Source organism: Gemmatimonas sp. UBA7669 (assembly GCF_002483225.1).
Lineage (GTDB): Bacteria > Gemmatimonadota > Gemmatimonadetes > Gemmatimonadales > Gemmatimonadaceae > Gemmatimonas.
Genome location: NZ_DLHL01000015.1, coordinates 43,959 through 66,179, shown reverse-complemented (window position 1 = coordinate 66,179; position 22,221 = coordinate 43,959). Strand labels below are relative to the sequence as shown.

At 66.8% G+C, this 22,221-nt stretch carries 17 protein-coding genes; 13 read left to right on the top strand and 4 right to left on the bottom strand.

Features of this window, described 5'->3' with window-relative positions; translation table 11 throughout:
• Nucleotides 1-6: 6 nt before the first annotated feature.
• From B2747_RS05205 to B2747_RS05170, 8 genes are all read left to right on the top strand, one after another.
• A complete protein-coding gene (locus tag B2747_RS05205) occupies nucleotides 7-1,209 on the top strand; it encodes a phosphopentomutase (protein WP_291157497.1) in 1,203 nt (400 codons plus the stop codon).
• The gene (gene cdd, locus B2747_RS05200) at nucleotides 1,206-1,625 is read left to right on the top strand and encodes a cytidine deaminase (RefSeq protein WP_291157496.1); all 420 of its coding nucleotides are present in this window, start codon (nucleotides 1,206-1,208) and stop codon (nucleotides 1,623-1,625) included. Before B2747_RS05205 ends, cdd begins: the two co-directional genes overlap by 4 nt.
• Nucleotides 1,618-2,910 carry a hypothetical protein gene (locus B2747_RS05195; RefSeq protein ID WP_291157494.1) on the top strand — a complete coding sequence of 431 codons (1,293 nt, stop codon included), beginning with the start codon at nucleotides 1,618-1,620 and terminating at the stop codon, nucleotides 2,908-2,910. The genes cdd and B2747_RS05195 overlap by 8 nt, the downstream gene beginning before the upstream one ends.
• 17 nt (nucleotides 2,911-2,927) lie before the next feature.
• On the top strand, nucleotides 2,928-4,088 hold the full coding sequence (locus tag B2747_RS05190; RefSeq protein ID WP_291157492.1) for a hypothetical protein: 1,161 nt from the start codon (nucleotides 2,928-2,930) through the stop codon (nucleotides 4,086-4,088).
• 7 nt (nucleotides 4,089-4,095) lie between these two features.
• Entirely contained in the window at nucleotides 4,096-5,448 is a 1,353-nt protein-coding gene (gene miaB, locus B2747_RS05185) for a tRNA (N6-isopentenyl adenosine(37)-C2)-methylthiotransferase MiaB (RefSeq protein ID WP_291157490.1), read from the top strand.
• An 81-nt stretch (nucleotides 5,449-5,529) separates the two neighbouring features.
• Entirely contained in the window at nucleotides 5,530-8,109 is a 2,580-nt protein-coding gene (locus tag B2747_RS05180; RefSeq protein WP_291157488.1) for a ComEC/Rec2 family competence protein, read from the top strand.
• A gap of 127 nt (nucleotides 8,110-8,236) precedes the next feature.
• Nucleotides 8,237-9,316 (top strand): class 1 fructose-bisphosphatase, encoded by a 1,080-nt coding sequence (fbp, locus tag B2747_RS05175; protein ID WP_291157486.1) that lies wholly within the window; start codon nucleotides 8,237-8,239, stop codon nucleotides 9,314-9,316.
• Between the two features lie 73 nt (nucleotides 9,317-9,389).
• On the top strand, nucleotides 9,390-10,982 hold the full coding sequence (locus tag B2747_RS05170; protein WP_291157484.1) for an acyl-CoA mutase large subunit family protein: 1,593 nt from the start codon (nucleotides 9,390-9,392) through the stop codon (nucleotides 10,980-10,982).
• A gap of 144 nt (nucleotides 10,983-11,126) precedes the next feature.
• Here B2747_RS05170 and B2747_RS05165 read toward each other — a convergent pair whose 3' ends face one another.
• Entirely contained in the window at nucleotides 11,127-13,163 is a 2,037-nt protein-coding gene (locus B2747_RS05165) for an Ig-like domain-containing protein (protein WP_291157482.1), read from the bottom strand.
• 101 nt (nucleotides 13,164-13,264) lie between these two features.
• On the opposite strand from B2747_RS05165, the gene B2747_RS05160 reads away from it, so the two are divergent.
• Genes B2747_RS05160 through B2747_RS05140 form a run of 5 tightly spaced genes read left to right on the top strand, consistent with a single transcriptional unit; the run spans nucleotide 13,265 to nucleotide 17,446 of the window.
• Nucleotides 13,265-14,560 carry a YncE family protein gene (locus tag B2747_RS05160; protein WP_291157480.1) on the top strand — a complete coding sequence of 432 codons (1,296 nt, stop codon included), beginning with the start codon at nucleotides 13,265-13,267 and terminating at the stop codon, nucleotides 14,558-14,560.
• Nucleotides 14,561-14,582: 22 nt separating this feature from the next.
• Nucleotides 14,583-15,731, top strand: coding sequence for a bifunctional chorismate mutase/prephenate dehydrogenase (tyrA, locus tag B2747_RS05155; RefSeq protein ID WP_291157478.1), 1,149 nt, complete (start codon nucleotides 14,583-14,585; stop codon nucleotides 15,729-15,731).
• Between the two features lie 3 nt (nucleotides 15,732-15,734).
• Nucleotides 15,735-16,025: a hypothetical protein gene (locus B2747_RS05150; RefSeq protein WP_291157476.1), complete on the top strand. Its 291-nt coding sequence runs from the start codon at nucleotides 15,735-15,737 to the stop codon at nucleotides 16,023-16,025.
• Nucleotides 16,026-16,081: 56 nt separating this feature from the next.
• Nucleotides 16,082-16,546, top strand: a complete 465-nt coding sequence (locus B2747_RS05145) for a CHRD domain-containing protein (protein WP_291157475.1) — start codon at nucleotides 16,082-16,084, stop codon at nucleotides 16,544-16,546.
• Nucleotides 16,547-16,597: 51 nt separating this feature from the next.
• The gene (locus B2747_RS05140; RefSeq protein ID WP_291157473.1) at nucleotides 16,598-17,446 is read left to right on the top strand and encodes a carboxypeptidase-like regulatory domain-containing protein; all 849 of its coding nucleotides are present in this window, start codon (nucleotides 16,598-16,600) and stop codon (nucleotides 17,444-17,446) included.
• Nucleotides 17,447-17,700: 254 nt separating this feature from the next.
• Here the strand turns inward: B2747_RS05140 and B2747_RS05135 are convergent, their stop codons facing one another.
• The 3 genes from B2747_RS05135 to B2747_RS05125 are packed head-to-tail and all read right to left on the bottom strand — an operon-like array spanning nucleotide 17,701 to nucleotide 22,209.
• Nucleotides 17,701-19,128, bottom strand: a complete 1,428-nt coding sequence (locus B2747_RS05135; protein ID WP_291157471.1) for a RagB/SusD family nutrient uptake outer membrane protein — start codon at nucleotides 19,126-19,128, stop codon at nucleotides 17,701-17,703.
• Nucleotides 19,129-19,164: 36 nt separating this feature from the next.
• The gene (locus B2747_RS05130; protein WP_291157469.1) at nucleotides 19,165-19,593 is read right to left on the bottom strand and encodes a hypothetical protein; all 429 of its coding nucleotides are present in this window, start codon (nucleotides 19,591-19,593) and stop codon (nucleotides 19,165-19,167) included.
• A 24-nt stretch (nucleotides 19,594-19,617) separates the two neighbouring features.
• Nucleotides 19,618-22,209: a SusC/RagA family TonB-linked outer membrane protein gene (locus B2747_RS05125; protein ID WP_291157467.1), complete on the bottom strand. Its 2,592-nt coding sequence runs from the start codon at nucleotides 22,207-22,209 to the stop codon at nucleotides 19,618-19,620.
• Nucleotides 22,210-22,221: the final 12 nt, after the last annotated feature.

Genomic DNA, 22,221 nt, shown 5'->3' with positions numbered 1-22,221 from the left:
TTCGCGATGCCGTCTCTCGAACCCACAACTGTCCAGGCTGAGGCCCGCCGCGCGCTGCTGCTCGTGCTCGACGGCGTGGGCTGCGGTGAGGCGCCCGATACCGCCGCCTATGGCGACACGGGCAGCGATACGCTGGGCAATGTGGCGCGCGCTGTCGGGGGCCTCGACCTGCCCAATCTGCAGCGCCTCGGCCTTGGCAGTGCCACCGAGGTGGTCGGGGTCCCACCGGTGACCCATCCGGTTGGCGCGTACGGCGTCCTGCTGCCGCGCTCAGCGGGCAAGGACTCCACGACCGGACATTGGGAGCTGGCCGGGCTGCATCTGGAGCGGCCCTTCCCGACCTATCCGCAGGGCTTCCCGCCCGAGGTCATCGACGCCTTTGTGGCGGCCACCGGACGCCCCGTCGTGGCCAATACGGTGGCCAGCGGCACCACGGTCATTGCCGACTACGCCGAGCAGCAGCGCGAGACGGGGGCGTGGATTGTCTACACCAGCGCCGACTCGGTATTTCAGGTCGCGGCCCACGAAGAGTGGATTCCGCTCGAGGAGCTGTACCGGGCCTGCGAAACCGCGCGTGCCCTGCTGGTGGCGCCGCACGATGTGTCGCGGGTCATTGCGCGTCCGTTTGTGGGTGAGTCGGGTGCCTGGCGCCGCACGGCCAATCGCCGCGACTACTCCATCCAGCCGCCGGGTGACACCTTGCTCGACCTGCTCGAGCGCGCCGGTGTTCCGCGGCATGGCGTCGGCAAGGTCGACGACCTCTTTGCGGGCCGCGGTATCGTCTCGCAGCATACGGCCGACAACACGGAAGGCCTGGCCGCCCTGCAGTACTGGCTGGAGACGGCCCCGCGTGGGTTCTGCTTCGCCAATCTGGTAGATTTCGACCAGCTATTCGGACATCGCAACGATGTCCGCGGATTCCAGGGGGCGCTCGAGGCGTTCGATCGGGCGCTCCCCGTGCTGCTTTCTGCCCTGCGGGAGGACGACCTGCTGCTCATTACCGCCGATCACGGCAACGATCCCACCACCGCCTCCACCGACCACGCGCGCGAGCGGGTGCCGGTGCTGGTGGCGGGTGCGCGTGTGCGCGGCGGGTCCATCGGCACGCGTGACACGTTCTCGGACGTGGGCGCGACGATTGCCGAGTGGTTCGGTGTCCCGTGGACGGGCCGTGGTCAGTCGTTTCTGTCGCAGGTTGTGCACGCATGAGCTCGGGGTCTGCACTCGTGGCCCCGGCGCCCTTGCGCGCTGCGGCCGACGCGGCGCGCGCCAACGCCTATGCGCCGTACTCGCACTTCCCCGTGGGCGCGGCGCTCGAAGCGGAAGACGGGCGCGTGTTTGCCGGCTGCAACGTGGAGAACGCGTCGTATCCGGCGGGGACCTGTGCCGAACGCGTCGCGCTGGGCATGGCGGTGGCGGCCGGTGTGCGCCGGTTCACGCGGGTGGTCATCACCTCGGAGGCGGCGCAACCCACGCCGCCCTGTGGCATCTGTCGTCAGGCGCTGGTGGAATTCGCCCCCGCGCTCGAAGTCTTTGCCGTCGCGCCCGATGGGCGCACGGCTCGCTGGTCGCTGGCCGAGTTGCTGCCGGCACCATTCACGCCTGCATCGCTCGAGAATGTCTGAGCAGTCCCGTTGGTCCTGGGCACGGTGGCGTGCCCCGCTGGTCGCTGGTGCGGCCATCCTGCTCTCGGTGGCCGCTGCGGCCTGCACCGAGAATCTCGATGGCGGCGTGGCCTGCCCCAGTCTCTGTCCTTCGCAGGACGAGCCCTTCCGCGATACCACCTTCGACGCCGTGGTGCTCGACACGTCGCTGGCTGGCTATCCGACGCTCGGCTTGTCGTCCACGCTGCTGCTGGCCAATCGCCCCGATACGCTCGTCACCCGCGCGGTGCTGCGTTTCGACCAGTTGGCCACGTCCTATCAGCCCAACGGCACCGGCACACTCGACTCCATCACCACGGTGGATTCGGTGTACATCGTGTTGCCACTCGACACCACAGGCCGCCGCGGCAGCACGCCGGTCACGCTCGAAGTGTTCGATGTCGACACCACGGCCTCCGACTCGGTGGCGTCGGTGGTGCGCTCGCTCTTCCGGAGTGATCGTCGCATTGGCTCGCTCACCGTCACGCCTTCCGCCACCGGCGACTCGCTGCGCATTCCCATCGGCCGCGCGGCGCTGGAAAGCAAGATCGCCAACCGGTCCCGCTTCCGCGTGGGACTGCAGATCAGCGGCGGCAGCGGGCAGTTGCGCGTGCGGGCCTTCCAGCTTGGAGCCGGCGCACCCACGCTGCGCTACGATCCGCGCACCGACACGCTGTATCGTCCCATCATCCTCGGCACCAACACCAGCATCAGCAACACGACCACCGACGTGTTGCTGGCCTATCAGGTCTACGCACTCACGGACCTCGGCTCGGCCGGTGTCTCGCCGGGTACGCTGGTGGTGGGCGGCTATCCGGCGCATCGCAGTTACCTGCGCTTCAATGTGCCGCTGCGCATTACCGACTCGAGCACCATCGTGCGTGCCGAGCTGCTGCTCACGCAGACACGTTCGCGTTTCGGTAACGCCAACGACACGGTGGCGCTCATTCCGCTCGTGCCCACCACCACCGACTCCATCAACAATCTGCGGCGTGTGCTGGACCTGGCGGCCGAGGGGGCCTTTGCGTCGGTCGACACGGCCGTCCTGGTGCCGTCGGACAGCGGTTTGCGCACACTCAACGTGCTGGCGCTCGCGCGGACCTGGCGCACACTGCCGCTCAACGTGCCGCGTGCCGTGGCCTTCCGTATCGGCCTCGAGGGCGCCCAGCCGGCAGAGTTGCGCTTCTTCAGCAGTGAGGCGGCGGCCGGCCTGCGTCCCCGTCTTCGCATCACCTACCTCCCGCGCGCGGACTTCGTGCTGCCATGATGTCATTGAGCACTCGTTTGAGCACTTTTCTTCGTTCGCGTTCTGCCGTCGCGGTGGCAACCGCCGCGCTGCTGGTGACGAGCTCTGGCGCGTTGCACGCGCAGGGTACCCTGAGCGGACTGGGTTTCGGCTATCCGGTGGGTGGCCTCAGCACGCGTGCGGCGGGCACCGCCGGGTCCTTCGGCGAGTTCGATGCCTTGTCGCCCATCAACCCGGCGTCCATTGGCGGCCTCACGCGCACCGTACTGAGCGCGCAGGCGGAGCCCGAGTATCGCCGGCTCCGCCTCAATGGCCGCAGCGAAAACACCACTGTGCAGCGCATTCCCCTGCTCACGGTGGCGGTGCCGGCCGGACGTGGACTGGCCGTGTCGCTGGCCGCCAGCAGTCTGCTCGATCGCTCGTTCACGACCATCACCACCGGTTCGGCGCTGCTCAATGGCGTCTCCGTGCCCACCACGGACAAGCTCGACATGCGCGGCGCCATCGGCGATCTGCGAGCGGCCATTGGCTGGCAGGCCAACAGCCGTCTGCGTGTGGGCCTCGCCGGTCACATCATGACGGGCGAGCATGTGGGCGCGCGTGAGCGGACCTTTGCCGACACGCTGCGTTTCGGTGGCGTCATCGATTCGTCGCGCGCCACGTACTTTGGCACGGCGTTGTCGGTGGGCGGCGAACTGCGGGTGTTGCCCAACCTGTCGGCGCATGCGTCGTATCGCATGGGCAACGACTTCGATGCACGCATCCGCGATACCGTGCGCGCCACGGGTGGCGTCCCCAATCGACTGGGGCTCGCGCTGCGCTACGACGGCATTGCCGGCTCCACGTTTGCCGTCGGCATGGAACAGGTGTCATGGTCCGACATGGAGAGCATGGGATCGGAGCGCGTGAAGGCCTACGACGCCCAGAACCTGTTTGCCGGTGCTGAAGTGGCCGGCCCGCGCCTGCGCGGAGTGCCGGTGCTGGTGCGCGCGGGCTTTGCGCGCAATCAGCTGCCCTTTGCCAACACGGGCGGGGCGCAGGTGCGGGAGACGCGCTGGTCCACGGGCCTCGGCCTTCCGGTGGCCCGCGAGTCCGCGTCCATCGATCTGTCGCTGCAGCGTGCCTCACGCTCAGCCAGCGGACAGGCTGCGTCGGAGTCGGCGTGGCTGTTCGGTATCGGCCTGCAGATCCGGCCCTGAGTCAACCATGAGCACCACACGCCCCACCGTGTACATCGAGACCTACGGCTGCCAGATGAACGTGGCCGATTCGGAACTCATGTACGGCAAGCTGGCCGCGCACGGCTACGACCCCGTTGATGCCCCCGACGGGGCCGACGTCATTCTCGTCAACACCTGCGCCATTCGTGAGAACGCGGAAACGCGTGTCATTGGTCGGCTGGGGGAACTGCGCCGCTTCATGAAGCCCGACACCATCGTGGGCGTCACCGGCTGCATGGCGCAGCGCCTCGGGCCCCGCGTGCTCGATCAGGCCAAGCATGTCTCGCTCGTGGTGGGCCCCGATGGCTACCGTGCGCTGCCGTCGCTGCTCGATGGCGCCCGCAACGGGGAGCGTTTCACGGCCACCGACTTCGACCTCGAAGAGCATTACGAGGACGTGGTGGCGCGCCGCTTCGAGGGCGTGAAGGCCTGGATTCCCGTGCAGCGTGGCTGCGACTATCGCTGCACGTATTGCATCGTGCCCTATACGCGTGGCCCCGAGCGCAGCCGGAAGCTGGCCGACGTGGTGCGCGAGGTGCAGCAGGTGGTGGAGCAGGGGCTCAGCGAAGTGGTGCTGCTGGGGCAGACGGTCAACTCCTACTCCGACGGCACGCACGACTTTGCCGACCTGCTGCGCGCCGTGGGTGCCGTGGATGGCATTCGCCGGGTGCGCTACACCAGTCCGCATCCCAACGACTTCAGCGATCGCGTCATTGCCGCGATGGCGGAAACGCCCACGGTGTGTGAGCACGTGCACCTGCCCATGCAGAGTGGCAGCACGAGCATGCTCAAGCGCATGCTGCGTCGCTACTCGCGTGAGGACTATCTGGGCTGCGTGGCGCGACTGCGCGCCGCCATCCCCGGACTCGCCCTCACCACGGACATCATTGTGGGTTTCCCCGGTGAAACCGACGAGGAGTTCGAGGACACGCTGTCGCTGTGCCGCGAAGTGCGCTTCGACGACGCCTTCATGTTCAAGTTCTCCATGCGCGAAGGCACACCCGCCACACGCATGCCGGTGGAGTGGCACGTGCCGGACAAGCTGGTGGCCGAACGCTTCGATCGGCTGGTGGCCACCGTACGCGGCATCTCGCGCGAAAACAACATGGCCCGACTCGGCGACACCATGGAGGTGCTCATCGAGAAGGTCGCGCGTGATGGCGAGTTGCTGCAGGCGCGTTCCCGCGACTTCAAGACGGTCATGGTGCCGGCCGACGCCGGCGCCATTGGGGACTATCTCACCGTCACCCTGACGGGCACCACCGGTGCCACGTTCACTGGCACACCGCTGTCTGCGGTTGCCGGTGTGGTGGAGCGCAAGCCGCTGCCCATGTTGTAAGGCTGGCGACACGCGTGCACAGAACACCGCGCGCAACAAATTGATGCAACACGGAAGCGGCGGCGGTGCCATGGTGCCCGCATGCCGCTTCTTGTGCATATGGTGTGCTGGTGGCTGCTGGGCCTGGCCGTCGGGGGGCGCGCCGATTCGCTTGGGGCGCAGACGGTGCAAGGCCGCGGCGTGGACGTGACGGCCGCGCTGCCGCTGCTATTGGTGGCCGCGGTGTTCGTGGGCCTGATGCGACGTCTCAGGCAGAGTGGCCAACCGCGCAGTCGCTCGCAGGCGATGCCGTTGGTCTGGTGGCGCGACGCCCGTCTGATCGTCGCGCCATGTTTTGCCCTCGCCGGCGCCATGTTAGCACAGGCCGCGCGCATCGAACAGCAGAGTTGCCGCACGGAGCTCGCCGCTGCGGCGCAGTCAGGCGACACCCTGCAGCTGCTGGTGGATGATGTGGCCGCTGGCCGAGGGCAGCGTGGCAGCTTCGTGCGCGGCGTGGCGCAACTGCCGGCACGTCCGGCGCTCGGTAGCTGCGCAGTCCCGGCCACCCTGCGATGGTTCGGCCCCTTGCCACGTCCTGGTCAGCGTCTCACCGCCCCCGGAGTCGTGACCACCACGGCTCGCGGGCTACGCATTGAGCAGAGTGCGCACGAGCAGAGTGCGCAGCAGCAGACACCAAGCGGTGATGTTCAGCGTGTGCTCGACGCACCATCGCACGACTTGTTGCGAAGCTGGCGCGGCACGCTCGGCACACACATCGACGCCAACTTCCGCTCGCGGGCGCCGCTGGTACGCGCATTGCTCATAGCCGATCAGGATGGCATCGACCACGCCGTCCGTGACCAGTATGCCGACGCGGGACTCGTGCACATGCTGTCGGTGTCCGGTATGCACGTGGCCATCATTGCCTCGGCGCTGCTCACGCTGGGCGGCATGCTGCGTGTGCCGCGCCAATGGCTCGAACCGGCCGCGCTGGCGTTGGTGTGTGCCTATGTGTTGCTGCTTGGCGCGCCCGCACCAGCGGTGCGCAGTGCCATCATGCTGGCAGTCGTCACGCTCTCCGCGCGCTGGCAGCGACCCGTGCACGAATGGACCGCGCTCGCGCTCGGCGCCCTGGTGCCAACACACAACCCACTCGTGGTGTCCGACCTTGGCTACCAACTCAGTGTGTCGGGTATGGCGGCCCTGGTCGCGGCGCGCGCGACCCGTCGTCGCTGGCGTCACTGGGCGCGCGAAGAGTCGATCAAACAACGTCGCCGCTTCTCGCATCGCGCAGGCAACACTCACGTGGGGGAGCGCGCGCAGCAACGTCTTCGCGAAATAGTCGTACGCATGGCGCATTGGCGCGGCATCAGGGGCTGGCTGGTGGCCGAGTGTCTTACGGGCGTTGTCGCCACGGTGGTAACGGCGCCGCTCATTGCCTGGACCTTCGGACGCATCAGCATGGTCGCACCGCTCACCAATCTTGCGGCGGCGCCCATTGTGGGGGTGCTGCAGCCCGCCCTCTTTCTGGCGCTGGCCTGGGCCATGCTGTGCGCCGCCTGGCCCACGGTGGCCATCTGGTTGCCCGATGCCACGCAGCCCCTCATGGCCGCGCTTGACGCGCTGGCCGCGTGGGCAGCCCGGCTGCCCTTTGCCGTGTGGCCCGTGGCCCCAAGTCTCTCGGTGGCGGTGGGCGCCGGCCTCACGCTGGCGTTGCTCGTGCGCAGCACGGCCTCGCGCGCGGGCACGCATGACGCCACGCGCTGGCGGCTCGGTGCGGCGATGGCAGCATGCGCGACACTCTGGTGGGCAGCCGCCGATGCGCAGGGGGCGATACAGGCAATCACAGCCCGTCTCGGCTGGCCGAACCGCACACACCACGTCCTTGAATTACACATGCTCGACGTGGGGCAGGGTGACGCGGTGGCCCTGCGCACGCCGCGCGGTCGCTGGGTACTCGTTGACGCCGGGCCGCGCTGGCAGGGCGGCGACGCGGGCCGCCGTACGGTCGTGCCGCATCTCAGGCGTCGCGGCGGCGAGCTGGCACTGTTCGTGCTGTCCCACGCGCACGATGATCACGCCGGCGGCGCCGCCAGCGTCGTACAGGCCTTGAGGCCACGTCTCTGGTGGGAGTCGGCGTGGGTGGGCACCAGTCCCGGCTATCGCGAGGCGCTCTCGCGGGTGCAGCAACAGCAGCTACGGTGGCAGCGCGTGCGCCCCGGACAGTCGCTCACGCTCGACGGGGTGCACTTCGACGTGCTGGCACCTGACTCCACGTGGACCGCGGCGCAGCCCGATGCCAACGAAACGTCCGTCGTGCTGCGCGTGCGGTACGGCGCGCATCGCCTGCTGCTCACCGGCGACGCCGAAGGTGAGGAGGAGGCTTGGCTGCTCTCGCAGTATGCGCCTGACGATCTCAAGGCCGACGTGCTCAAGGTGGGCCACCATGGGAGCCGTACGAGCTCGTCGCCGGCCCTGCTGGACGCGGTAGCCCCGCGCGTGGCCCTCGCGTCCCTCGGGGCCGGCAACCGCTACGGCCACCCCGCGCTCGAGACCCTCGAGGCCTTCTTTGGCCGCGGCGTGCCGCTGCTGCGCACCGACCTGGAGGGTGTCATCGTGGTGCGTTCCGACGGACAGATACTGGAGATTGAGTCCCGCGGGGAACGATGGCGCGTCCCCTAGCGCTTGTTACATGTGTTTCATCGTCATGAAGACGCAGTCTCGCCCCCGTAACGCTTGCTGGGGGGCCTCGACCTTGCGAGCTTCCCCGTATTCCGTGCCGTCCCTTTCCCCTGCAGGGAGTCCCGCCGTGGTCAAGCACACCGCGACTTCGGTCGTCACCATTGAGCGTTTCATCATCGAACAGGAGCGCATGTTCCCGGAGGCCACCGGTGAGCTGTCCGGCATCCTCTACGACATGGCGCTCGCCGGCAAGATGATCGCCAACAAGGTGCGCAGCGCCGGCCTCGCCGACATCCTCGGCGCCACCACCAACGAAAACGTGCAGGGCGAGGTCCAGCAGAAGCTCGACGTCATCGCCAACGAAATCGTGGTCAAGGCCTTCGATCATGGCGGCCGTCTCTGCGCCATGGCGTCGGAAGAAGAGCCCGACATCATTCAGATCCCCGAGGGTTTCCGCAGCGGCAAGTACGTGTTGCTGTTCGATCCGCTCGACGGCTCATCCAACATCGATGTCAACGTGCCGGTGGGCACGATCTTCTCGGTGTTCCGCAAGATCACGCGCGGCACACGCGGCGAGATGGAAGACCTGCTGCAGCCGGGCCGTCGTCAGGTGGCGGCGGGCTACATCCTGTACGGCTCGAGCACGATGATGGTGTACACCACCGGACAGGGCGCGCATGGCTTCACGCTCGATCCGTCCATTGGCGAGTTCCTGCTCTCGCATCCCAACATTCGCATCCCCGAGCGGGCGCGCTATCTCTCGGTGAACGACGCCTACGAGCAGGACTGGCCCGAACCCACGCGCGCGCTCATGCGCCGCTATCGGGGACTGGACGGACAGCGCAAGGCGCTGAACGTGCGATACGTGGGCTCACTCGTCGCCGACTTCCATCGCAATCTGCTCGGCGGTGGTGTGTTCTGTTATCCGGCCAACGAGAAGTCGCCGCGCGGCAAGCTGCGTTTGTTGTACGAGGCCAATCCGCTCGCGTTCATTGCCGAGCAGGCTGGTGGGGCGGCCACCGATGGATACGGCAGCATTCTCGATGTCGAGCCCACCGAACTGCATCAGCGCACGCCGCTGTACCTCGGCAGCAAGGCCGAGGTGGAACTGGTGAGTGAGTTCCCGCTGCCCAGGTACGTGGCGCCCGGCATACCCGAGCGGCGTGGCGCCACGCGCCCCGCACCCACGCCGGTATCCGCCAGCTGATTCGTCTGGCGCAGTGCGTGGTGAGACAGCCGGTCGGTCGCGGAATGCGGTCGACCGGCTGTTAGATTGCGGCATGTCTGAACGCCTCTCTCCCTCCGGTATTCCCGTGCCGGCCGTCGTGCGGCCGGCCGATGTGTCCACCGACTACGCGCGCGACCTGGGTGATCCAGGTCAATTTCCCTTCACGCGCGGCGTGCAGCCCACCATGTACCGTGGGCGATTGTGGACCATGCGGCAGTACGCGGGCTTTGGTACCGCCAAGGCCACCAACGAGCGCTTCAAGTTGCTGCTCGACGCGGGACAGACGGGATTGTCCGTAGCCTTCGATCTGCCCACACAAATGGGCATCGATTCGTCGTCATCGCGTGCGACGGGCGAAGTGGGGCGCGTGGGCGTGGCCATCGACACGGTCGACGATCTGCATCTGCTCTTTGATGGCATTCCGCTGGACAAGGTGTCCACCAGCATGACCATCAACGCCACCGCCAGCACGCTGCTGGCCATGTACATCGTGGTAGCCGAGGAGCGCGGGATCTCGCGCGAGAAGCTCTCGGGCACGGTGCAGAACGACATCCTCAAGGAGTACATCGCGCGCGGCACGTACATTTATCCGCCCGCGCCATCGCTGGCGCTCACGGCGGAGATGTTCCGTTTCTGCGCCGCCGAAGTGCCGCAGTGGAATCCCATCTCCATCAGTGGCTACCACATTCGCGAGGCCGGTGCCACGGCGGTGCAGGAGGTGGCATTCACCTTTGCAGACGCCTTGGCGTATGTGCAGCAGGCCGTCGACGCCGGTCTGCCGGTGGATTTGTTTGCACCGCGCCTGTCGTTCTTTTTTGCCGCGCACAACGACCTGTTCGAGGAAGTGGCCAAGTTCCGCGCCGCCCGGCGACTGTGGGCGCGGCTCATGCGCGAGCGCTTCGGCGCCAACGATCAGAGCTGCCGTCTGCGCTTCCACACGCAGACGGGTGGCGTGACGCTGCAGGCGCAGCAGCCGCTCAATAACGTCGTGCGGGTCACCGTGCAGGCGCTGGCCGCCACCTTGGGTGGCACGCAGTCACTGCACACCAACGGCTACGACGAAGCGCTGGCCCTGCCCACCGCCGAAGCCGCCACACTCGCGCTGCGAACGCAGCAGATCGTGGGCTACGAGTCGGGCATTGCCAATACCGTCGATCCACTCGCCGGCAGCTGGTACGTGGAGCAACTCACCGACGCCATCGAGGCGCGCGCCATGGAGCTGCTTGGCAAGGTGGACGAACTGGGCGGCGCCGCCGAGGCCATTCGCGCCGGCTTCTTCCAGGAGGAAATCGCGCGCAGCGCCTACGAGTACCAGTTGCGCGTGGAGTCGGGAGACACCGTGGTGGTGGGCGTCAACAAGTTTGGTGACGGGCAGGATCCGCCAATCATTCCCGCGCCGGACTTCAGCGCGCTCGAGCGCGATCAGGTGGCGCGACTGGCCGCCGTAAAGGCCGAGCGCGACCCCAACGCCGTGACCGCTGCGCTGCAGCACCTGGTGGCGGTGGCTCCGCAGTACCTGGCCTCACACAGTGGGCCGCGTGCGGAGCTCATGCCACTCATCATCGACGCCGTGCGCGCCCGCGCCTCGGTGGGCGAAATCGCGGACGCGCTTGAAGGGGTGTGGGGAAGGTACCGGCCTGAATAACTGCAAACTGCGGGAGCGATACGCCGCTAGCCTTGAACTCAGAAGCCGTAGGTCAGGAGCACACGCCGTCGCGCATCGTGCTCCCGACCTACGGCTTCTGGCGTAAAGGCTTCCGGCGCAAAGGCTATCGCAGTTTGCTGTTCCTCAGGGCGTAATCGCCTTCTGCTTCGGCTCCAGCTTCGCCGCCCACAGACCCGTGTTGAAGTCCGTGAACAGGATCTGCCCCTTCCACGGCATCGCGTTCATCACGAACGGCGCGTTGGCCGTGTGGCCCTGCGGGTCATACGGCTTGAACACCGCGATCTCGCGCCGCTGCTCGGCCAGGTTGCCCATCAGTTCGCCGCTCACGTCTACAATGCGCACGCCGCCGTCGTAGTAGGCCTGATACAGCACGTCGTCTTCCACGATGATGTCGTGCGCGCCGTAGTCTTCGAGGTGGTAGCGGCCCACCTTGCGCATGTTCATGGGGTCGGTGGCGTCCACGATGTGCACGTAGCCGCCCGAGGTCTGCGCGATGCCGCCCTTCTGGCCGAGCGTGCTGCGATAGTTCGTCCCTTCCCACACGCGGCCGGCGCGGTTCATCTCCTCATCGCCGATGAACAGATAGGTGCGACCCGTGGACTTCTGGACGTACGGATAGATCTCGTGACCCGAGTTGATGGGGAACACGTTGATGAGCTTGGGCTTCTCGATCGTGCCGCCCCACTTGCCGTTGCCCACATCCACAATGACGGTGCCCACGCCACCCTGTGCCGAGTAGGCAATGCCGTCGCGCACCCAGAGGTCATGAATGCGCGCATTGGGATGCTGGTACTCGCTCACGTACTTCGGCTTGTAGATGTCCTTCACGTCGATGATGACGTACTTCTGACCACCGGAGATCGCGAACAGGTGATCGTTGGTGGCGAACATGTTGTGCACGCCGCCCGTCAATTCCTGCTCGAAGGTGGAGGCAATCTTGGGATGCGCCGGATTGGCCAGGTCCAGGATCACCACACCGTTGATACGGTTGGACGCGCCCTCGCGCGCCAGCACGCCGTAGCGGCCGTCGGGTGACACCGTCACGTCGTTGATCGTGCGCGCGTCGATCTTGATGGAGTCCGTCTTCACGATGTTGTTCATGTCCGTGATGTCGAACACCATGCCATAGCCATCGCCGCCCCAGGTGCCCACCAGCACGTAGTCGCGGCCATCCTTTCCCGTCCACGGCCACAGGTCGCTGGTGGCGGTGGTGTTGATGGTGCCGCGACCCGTTACGGAAATGCGGCGCACCACGTCACGCGGCTTGGCTTCCAGCACCTTGCGCGCCACCACGCCGCCGCTCTGCGCAAGCAGCGTGAATCGGCCCGGATGGTTGGCCGTGAAGCGGCCCCAGTCCACGATGCCCGGGCCACCCGGCGCGACGGTTGTATCGTCGGGCGTGTAGGTATAGCTCCAGGTGATGGGCGCGTCGCTTACCGGGGTACCACTCGCGTTGCGTGCCGTGGCCTTGAGTCGCACCACCTGTCCCGTGAGGATCACGTCCTCGGGAATGTCGAGCGCGATGCTCGCCACCGGGTTGGTCACCACGGTGTACGACGTGCTCGCCGTCACACCTTCCGCCTCAGCGGTGATCGTCACCGCGCCGGGCTTGAGCGCCGTCACCGTACCAAAGCGATCCACTTCGGCCACCGCGGCGTTGCTGCTGCGCCAGGTGGCCACAAGGCCGTAGCGCGGGCTGCCGTCGGCGTGCGTGCCTTCAATCTTGTGGTTCAGCGCCACACCGGTGTACAAGCGACCCGAGTCGGCCGTCATGGTGAGCTTGGCCAGTGCCGGCCAACTCACGATGACCGGAATGTCGAGCGTGATCGGCCCCTGCGCGCCCATGGCCGTGGCGGTGGCCGTGTACGAGCCCGCACGGAACGCTTCGAGCTTGCCGTTGCTGTAGCGCATGGCCTGGCGCGGCCCCGTCACACGCACGGTCGCGTCACTGAGCGCGCGCCCATTGGCGTCGTAGGCCGTGACCTTGACCGGCGTGGATTCACCGGCACGCAGCGTGACGCGCGCCGGTTCGGCCACCAGACGGGCCACCGTGGCAGCCGCGGGCGCCGCCTGCGCGTGCAGGGACACAGAGGGCAGTGGACCGACCGCCGACACGGCGGCAGCAATCGTGACGAAACGCAGGCGGCGCGCTACGTTCATGGGGAGGTCTCCGAGGGGATGATGGCAGTGCCCTGACGCGCCCTACCGGCGCGGGACACCCGGCCATCATGCGTCCCGAACTTCCCCCACGCAAGGCAGACATGCGACACGCATCCGGCTCCCAATTCCAGCGGTGGACCACGGCGTTGTGCATCGCCGCGACACTCGCCGCTTCTTCGGTGTCTGCGCAGCAACGGCCGCAGCAGAAGCCGCCGCAGCCCGCCAAGCCCACCCGGGACTACTGGGTGTATGTCGGGGCCGAGTCGGCCGACCTCATCCATCGTGTACGCTTCGGCCCTTCGGGCACGACGGTCGAGCGAACGACCGCCATCGGCGAACTCGCCGCCGAAATGGAAGGCCCGCACGGCCTCGTCATCTCGGCCGACGCCAGATACCTGTACATGACCACCGGCCACGGCTTTCCCGATGGCAAGTACTGGAAGTACGAGCTCGGCCCCGACACGCTCGTCGGCAATGGCACCCTGCTCGGCAACTTCCCGGCGTCCATCGACGTCACGCCGGACGGACTCTACACACTGTCGGTGAATTTCAATCTGCACGGTGACATGGTGCCGAGCTCGGTGTCGGTGGTGTACACGCCCACCAACACCGAAGTCGCGCGCATCGTGACCTGCACCATGCCGCATGGCAGTCGCATCACGGCGGATGGCCTGCACCAGTACAGCACCTGCATGATGGATGATCAGTTGGTGGAGGTCGACACGCGCAGCTTCGAGGTCTCGCGCCGCTTCTCGCTGGCCAAGGGCAAGGAAGGCCCGCTGCCACTCACGGCGGGCACCCTCGCGGCCATGAATGCCGGCATGAATCACACGGGGCATGACGCGCACGCGGCGCACAATGCCGCCGCACCTGCAGCCAAGGCCGCCGGCCCCGTCGTCGATCCGGCGCAGGTGGGACGCGCCGGGCTCGGTCTCGCAAAGCATGACATGACGCCCGCGTCCTGCTCGCCGACCTGGGCACAGCCGTCAGCGAAGGGCGATCGCATTTACGTGGCGTGCAACAAGGCCGACGAGATTCTCGAGATCGATCGCAAGACCTGGGCGTTGCAGCGGCGCTTCAAGACGGGCCGCGGCGTGTACAATCTCGCCGCCACGGCCGACAACAAGTACCTCATGGCCACGCTCAAGCAGGGCCACGCCGTCGAGATCTTTGATCTGACATCCGGCAAGAGTGTCGGCGTCGTGCCCACCTCCAACCGCCTCGCGCACGGCATCGCCGTGTCCGCCGACTCGCGCTATGCCTTTGTGTCCAGCGAGGGCGTGGGCGCGCAGCCCGGCAAGGTGGACGTCATCGACATCGTGGCGCGCGCCAAGGTCGGCACCGCCGACGTGGGCCAGCAGGCCAGCGGCATCGCGTTCTGGAAGCAGACGCCCTGATGGCCGCCCTCTGCAAACGCACGTGAGCAGCGAGGCCGCCAGCGCGCCACCGCGCACACTGTCTGTGCTGCGCGCCATGATCGACGCGCTCGATCGCGACCTCATGCAGATTCTCGCGCGGCGCATGGCCCTGGTGGCCGAAGTGGCCGCCTACAAGCGCGCACACGGCATTCGCATTCGCGACGCGCAGCGTGAGCACGACGTCTTGCGCGACCGCCATGAGCGCGCGCTCGAGCTCGGGCTGCCTGCCGGAGAAATCGAGTCCATCTTCCGTGTGCTGCTGCGCTCCAGCCGCGATCATCAGGCCGCGTTGCGCGCCGAGATTCCGCTCAGCGAAGCGCCGCGTACCGTGGCCGTCATTGGTGGACATGGCAAGATCGGGCGGCTCTTCGTGCGGCTCTTCGGCGACCTGGGGCATCAACTGCTCGTCGTCGATACCGACACCACCTTGCGTGCGGCTGAGGCCGCAACCGCGGCCGATGTGGTGGTGGTGAGTGTGCCCATCGAGCACACGGTGTCCGTCATTCAGGAAGTTGGTCCGCATCTGAATGGTGACGCGCTGCTCATGGACGTCACCAGCATCAAGGCCGAGCCCATGGCCGCCATGCTCGCACATACCGCTGCGAGTGTGGTGGGCACGCACCCCATGTTCGGGCCCAGCGTGCACACGCTGCAGGGTCAGCGTGTGGTGCTGTGTCGGGGCCGGGGCGACGCCTGGTTTGACTGGGTGCAGCATACGTTCACGGCGCGTGGTCTGGTCACCACGGAAGCCACGCCTGAGCAGCACGACCGCGCCATGGCCATCGTGCAGGTGCTCACGCATTTCCAGACGCAGGTGCTGGGCCTCACACTCGCGCGGCTCGGCGTGCCGCCGTCGGAAACCATGCCCTTCACCTCGCCGGCCTATCTGCTCGAGCTCTACGTGGCGGCGCGGCACTTCGCGCAGGACCCCGCGCTTTACGGCCCCATCGAGATGCGCAATCCACGCACCGGTGACGTGACGGCCGCGTTTGGCGCGGCCACACAGGAACTCGCGGCGGTCATCGCCAACGCCGATCAGGCGGCGTTCGCGTCGCTGTTTCACGAGGTGCGCGAATTCTTCGGCGACTTCACCGCTGAGGCGCTGGTGCAGTCCAGCTTCCTCATCGATCGTATCGTGGAGCGCAGCTGAGCCGTGGCGTGGCGCGTGGGGCAGGTGTGGCGGCGCATCGAGGATCGCATTTTCGCACTGGCCGCCGAGGCGGAGTATCGCACGGGACTCGCGCCACGCAGCACGCGCATTGTGCCGCAGTGGGCGGATCGGCAGTTCCTGCGGCTTGTCATCGCGGCTGTTCCGTTCCTGATCGCCAGTTGGTTCCTGCCGCAGGGGCGCACGCGCGGGCTCGTCATGCTGGCTGTGCTTGCTGTGGTGCTTGTGCTCGCCCTGGCTACTTTTCTCATGGCGCCCAAGCGCCGTCGCCGCTGAACGTCCGTCTCCGAAAGGCGGCGACCTCCCACCGCAAACCAACTCACGGAGCTCCCATGACTCGCCACCTGTGGCGTTCCGCAGCGTCCGCGCGGCCTGCACGCACTCTCGCTGTGCTCGGCCTCCTGACAGTCGGTGCCGCCAGCCTCTCCGCCACCCCGCGCGTTCGTGATTGGGCCGCCACGCTGACCGGCCGCGAGGGACGAAAGGTGTCAGGTACCGCCACCGCCGTGCCCACCGCCGATGGCAAGGGCGTCGAGGTGAGTGTGCAGCTTTCCGGCGATACCCCCGGCGCCACCCGCCCATGGCACGTACACGTTGGCAGCTGTAGCAAGTCCGGCGGTGTGTTTGGCGGCGGCCGGGCCTATACACCCATCACCATCGATGCCAAGGGCAACGGCTCGGCCAAAGCCACCGTCCCGGCCGTCTTTGCCGATACCAGCACCTACTACGTGAACATCCACGACGCCGCCGCAGCCATGAGCATCATCGTGGCCTGTGGGGACCTGGCGCGACGCTAAGAGCGCGCCCCAAGGGATCTTTCCCGGGGGCTCGGCGAGTATCTTTTCCCTATGAACCCGCAAGGACATTTTCGCGCGGCCGCGCTGGCCGGGGCGGCCGTCATGATGCTGGGCCTGCCGTCGGTACTGGCCGCACAGCAGCGCACCTCCGTGCAGGACCGCGCGCGCCAGGAGCAGGCACAGAATGCCGTGCGCGACGCCGACCGCTTCTCGGTCATCGACGGTCTCGTCACCGACACGCTCCTGAATCCGCTCGGCTCGGCCGACGTGTCGGTGGTGGGCACTGGCGCGCGTGTGGTGACGGGTGAGAACGGCCGTTTTCGCATGATGCAGGTGCCGCCCGGTCAGTACTTGCTGGTGGTGCGCCGCGTGGGCTTTGCGCCCACGTCGGGCATCATCGATGTGCCGGAGAAGGACACGCTGCGGCTGTCGTACACCCTGCTGCGCAGCAACTACCTGCTCGACACCGTGCGCACGCAGGGACGCCGTGTCACGATGCGCATGCTGGACTTCGAGCAGCGCCGTCAGCAGGGCATCGGACAGTTCGTGACGCAGGAAGAAATCGAAAGGCGTGGCTCCATCCAGACCTCGGATTTCATGCGCTACATGCGCGGCGTCCAGGTGGCAGTCAACACCACGCAGGCCTTTGGTGGCACGCAGGTGTACAGCCGCCGTGAGGGCGGTGGGTTCGACGGCAATCAGCAGCAGAACTACTGCCCCATGCAGGTTCTGCTCGATGGCATCATTCTGCCGCGCTACTTCAATCTCGACCTGCTGCCGCCACCCAAGCAGATCGCCGGCATTGAAGTGTACTCGGGTGCGGCGACTGTCCCCCCGCAGTTCGGTGGCGTCGACAGGCGCTGCGGCGTTGTTGCGGTCTGGACCCGCGACGGGTACTGAGAAACAAACCCAGGACTCGGAACTCGAACTCAAAACTCGGAACTGATCGGTTTCGAGTTCTGGGTTCAGGTTTCGAGTTTTGAGTTCGTGCAACTCGCAACTCATTCCTTCAACGCAAAGCTCAGCGCTGACCGGACTGTCGGTGAGCGCTGAGCTTTGAGTTCAAGTTCATGAGTTCCGAGTCTACAACACCAAAGCAAACGCCCCGACCGCCTTTCGGCGATCGGGGCGTTTGACCCATCATGGACTCAGGCTCAGCAGCCCGGGCCCGCCAGCGCGCCGGACTGGCCAACCCGCTGCAGGCACTCGGCCTGCGGCAGCGGCTGCACCCGCGCCACGAAGTGCGCGTTCACGCCCGTCGTGAGGTCACGCGGCAGCTGGTTGAGGCGGCCGTACCGCCGCATGTCGATCCACCGGTGGCCCTCAAGCAGCAGCGAGTAGCGCTTCTGCACGAGGATTTCCGTGACGATGTCCGCATCCGGTGAGGCGGCAGTCAGCGTCGTGGGCGCGAGCCCACCCGAGTTCACGCGGATGTTGTTGATCATCGCAATCGCGCCGGTCTTGTCACCGGTAGCCAGCAGGATCTCGGCGCGGAGGAGGATGAGCTCCTCGTTGCGGATGATCGGGATGGGCGTGGTGATGGCCGGGTAGATGTTGAAGCCCAGCGATGATGCCACGCCAAGCCCCTGCGGCGCGTTACGCGTGGGCCGGCTGCCGATCTTGGCCACGAAGCGGTTGTCCTTGCTGCCGTCGGCCTTGAGCGGCGCGTCGGCCTCAATGGACATGTGCGCGTACAGGTCGGTGTTCGTCGCCTGTGCGAGCGGGTTCGGCGCGTCCGGCGAGCCGGCGTAGGGGTGATACACGCCCACGTTGTACTGCGCCGCCGAGGTGGCGTTGATGTTGACGAACGAGGCGTCGATGGCCTGCCGCGCCCGCGTCCACGCCGTCGCACCGCCGCCAGCCGTGGCATAGTAGGCCGCGGCCCGCGCCGCGATGGCGCGGTTGAACTGGCGGAAGGTGGCCGGCGTGTTGAAGCCCGTAAACCCCGAGTTGAGGGCAAACGGGAACGCCGATCCGCCAGCCGCCAGGTCGGCCGCCGCTTCGTCCAGCGTGTTCAGGATGTACTTGTAGGTCGAGTCGCGGCTGACAAACGGCGCCAGCTGCGTGGCATCCTGGTTGATCTGCACCACGGCACCGATGGTGTCGCGCGTGGCAATCACCGTGAGCAGCTCAATGCCCTCGATGGTCTTGGCAAAACCCAGCGCCGCCCGCTTCTGCTCGGCCGTGAGCGTCGAGGCGTTGACGGTGTTCTTGAAGTTGAACACGTCACGCAGGTTGCCGTAGGGGCCGCCCCAGCTGCCCACTGCGAAGCCCGCCGGGTCGAGGCGGTTCTGCCCCGAGATGCCGATGAGGTAGGCCGAGGTGTTACGCCCTTCCTGCGGCGTGTACACGTAGGCTTCACGCCCGAATCGGCCCGTCTCGGTGATGAAACCACCACGGCTGTTGCGGTTCTGCCGAATCAGACCCGTGGCCAACAGCTGCAGAGCCTGCGGGTCGCTGCTGGCGCCCGCCACCGAGGGCGTGTTGGGGTTGGTGACGTTGAGCGTGTCCTTGCTGCAGGCCGCCAGCGAAAGAGACGCGAGGGACAGCGCACCCACAGTGCGCAGTGTGGCAGGACTCATGCGCGAAGCGCCCGAAAGTTGGTTGGTCGTCATGTCTTAGAACCCCACGTCGACCGTGAAGAAGAACTGGCGGCTGGGCGGGAACGGCGCCAGATCGATGAACCGGTTGAAGTTCGTATTGCCGAAGTTGTTGAACTCGGGGTCGTAGCCCCAGTAGTCCGACCACAGGGCCAGGTTACGGCCGCTGAGGTTGAAGCGCAGGGACTTGGCACCCGGCAGCTTCTGCGCCCACGAATCCGGCGCCTGATAGTTCACCGTGATCTCGCGCAGCTTCACGTACGAGCCGTTCTGCATGTACACGCGCGTGTCGCCGCCGTTGAACGTGAAGTAGCGGCAGTCGCCCAGCGTGCGGTTGCCGCAGGCGGCCGACGCCGGGGCGTTGCCACTGGCCGGGATGATCGTGGCCGGCGCCGCAGCATCGTAGTCACGCGAGTTGCCGCCCTCGTCCCACAGGTTGTTCGTCATGTTCGACACCGCGCCACCCGCGCGCTAGTCGAGCAGGGCCGACACCGTGAAGCGACCGATCGTGAAATCGTTGTTCCACGTGGTCGTGTGGATCGGGTTGGAGTCGTACGTGATCGTGTCGCGCACCGCGCCGTTCGCACCGTATGGCGCATTCGACCAGATGTACGACGAGCGCGTATTGGCCGTGATGCGGTTGCGGCCGTAGGCCGCGCCGAACGAGCCGGGTACCGGGAAGGCCGGCACCGGAATGTCGTTCGTGTACTGCACGTTCGCGTTGTAGATGATGCGGCTGGCCCACTCGAACTTGTTGCGCTTCACCGGCACGAAGGACACCACCGCTTCCGTGCCCAGCACCGACAGCTGACCGCCGTTGATGATCTGGTTGCCCAGACCCGACGAGGGCGGCAGCGGGAAGGTCAGCAGCAGGTCGGTGATCTTGCGCTGGTAGCGCGTGAACTCGAAGGCCAAACGCGAGTTGAGGAACGCGGCGTCGGCACCGAACTCGAGCTCGTTCATGACCTCGGGCTTGATGTTCGTATTGCCCAGCAGACTGGCCGACACGAGCGAGCCCTGGCCCGCAATGATGCCGCCGTCGGCGTAGAGGATGTCGCGATCGCCGTAGCGCGGACGGTTGCCCGACTGACCCCAGGCGCCACGGAACTTGATCTCGTCGATCTTGTCCGAGAGGGGCTTCACGAAGCGGTAGGAGCCCGAGTACTTCGGGAACATGAAGTACTTCTCGCGGTCACCGTTGGCACTCGAACGGTCGGCGCGGAAGCCGGCGTTGAGGGCCAGGCGTTCGTCGAACAGCAGCACCTGCTCGTTCACATAGTACGACTGGTCGCGGAACTCGTTGCGCGTGTCCTCCGTGGCGACGTCGGCCGCACCGGCCGCCGTCTTGCGCGTGGGCAGCAGGCCGCGGCCGCGAATACGATAGATCTCCTGCTTCTGCCGCTCATAGGTGCCACCCACCGAGGTGGTGAAGGAGGTCACCCAGCTCGTGGCCGGCGTCCACGTCCACACGGCGTTCACGCCGTTGTTGGTCTGCAGGCTCGACACGTTGTTCTGACCGGCCGTGCCCAGGAAGCCGTCGGCGGGCTCGAACTGCAGGTAGTTGGGCGAGTACTGCACGCCTTCCTGCTGGAAACGGTCGAAGCCGAACAGTGTGGACACCTGCACGCTGTGCCGGGCCGTGCTCACGGCGGCGTAGTTGAGGCGCAGATTGCCCGCCTGACGGAACACCGTTTCGTTGCTCTCGATGGCGCGCAGCACCTCGAACGGGTTCGCCGTGCCCGAGCCGCCGCCGTCAAACGGCATCAGCGGATAGCGGCCGTTCTCCAGCTTCGTGTTGAGGTCCACGACCGCCGGCGTATAGCCGAAGGTGTACGTGGGGCTCACACCGGCGTTGTTGTTGTTGCCGATGCCGCGCTGCAGGAAGTTGCGCGTCACATCGATGCCCATGCTGGCCGTCAACTTGCTCGTCAGCGTCTGGTCCAGATTGATGCGGCCACCCGTGCGACGGGCGCCCGTGTTGATCTGAATGCCCGACTCCTGACGGTCGTTGATGGACGCGAAGTAGCGCGTGTTGCCCGCGCCGCCCGAGGCCGACAGCAGCGTTTCATACGACGGGTCGGTGCGGCCGTAGAGGTCGCCTTCCCAGTTGTAGTTGGTGCAGTTCGGGTTGCAGGCCGCGCGCGCTGCCGCCTCACCCACCGGGCCGCCAACAAACGGCAGCACGTCGTCCAGCGTGGCGTACTGGCGATGGCCAAGCGGGCGCAGCAACTGCTGCGTGCCCACACGCTGCGTGATGTTCCAGCGCGTCTGGCCCGCCGAACCCTTCTTGGTCGTGATCACGACCACGCCGTTCGTGGCGCGCGAGCCATAAATGGCCGTCGCCGCCGCCGACTTGAGCACTTCAATGCTCTCGATGTCGTTCGGGTTGAGGTCGGCCAGACGGTTCACCACCTGGTCCTGGCTGGAACCCGTCGTGCCACTCGCGCGCGTGATGGCCGAGGCACCCGACGAAATGCCGGCGTTGGAAATGATCACGCCGTCCACGACATAGAGCGGGTCACCCTGACCCAGCACCGACGTGGCACCACGGATCTGCACCTGAGCACCACCACCCGGCGCACCGCTGTTGTCGAAGATGCGTGCGCCGGCCACTTTGCCGGCCAAGTTGCCTTCCACGGAGCGCGCTGGCACACGATTGAGCTCGGCCGCATTGACACTCGCCACGGCTGTGGCCGCCACCCGGCGATCCACCGTGGTCGCCTGACCCGTCACGGTCACGCCTTCCAGCTGCAGCACGTCCTTTTCCAGCTCGAAGTTGGCCACACTCTCGTTGGGGCCAAGACGCACCGTCGCGCGCTTGTAGCCGAGCTGGCGGGCCAAAATGGACACCTCGCCCGTTGGCACCCGCAGACGATACTCGCCGCGCTCATTGGTGCGCACACCCAGCTGGGTGCCGACCACACTGACCGTGACTTCCGCGATTGGTTGACCAGTGCCGGCCATCGTCACCTTGCCCGTGATATCACGGGTCTGCGCGTCCGCACGGAACGGCAGCAAGGCGACGGCAGCCAGCGCAGTCGCGACTCTGAGGAACCTACCCATGGATTCTCCGAT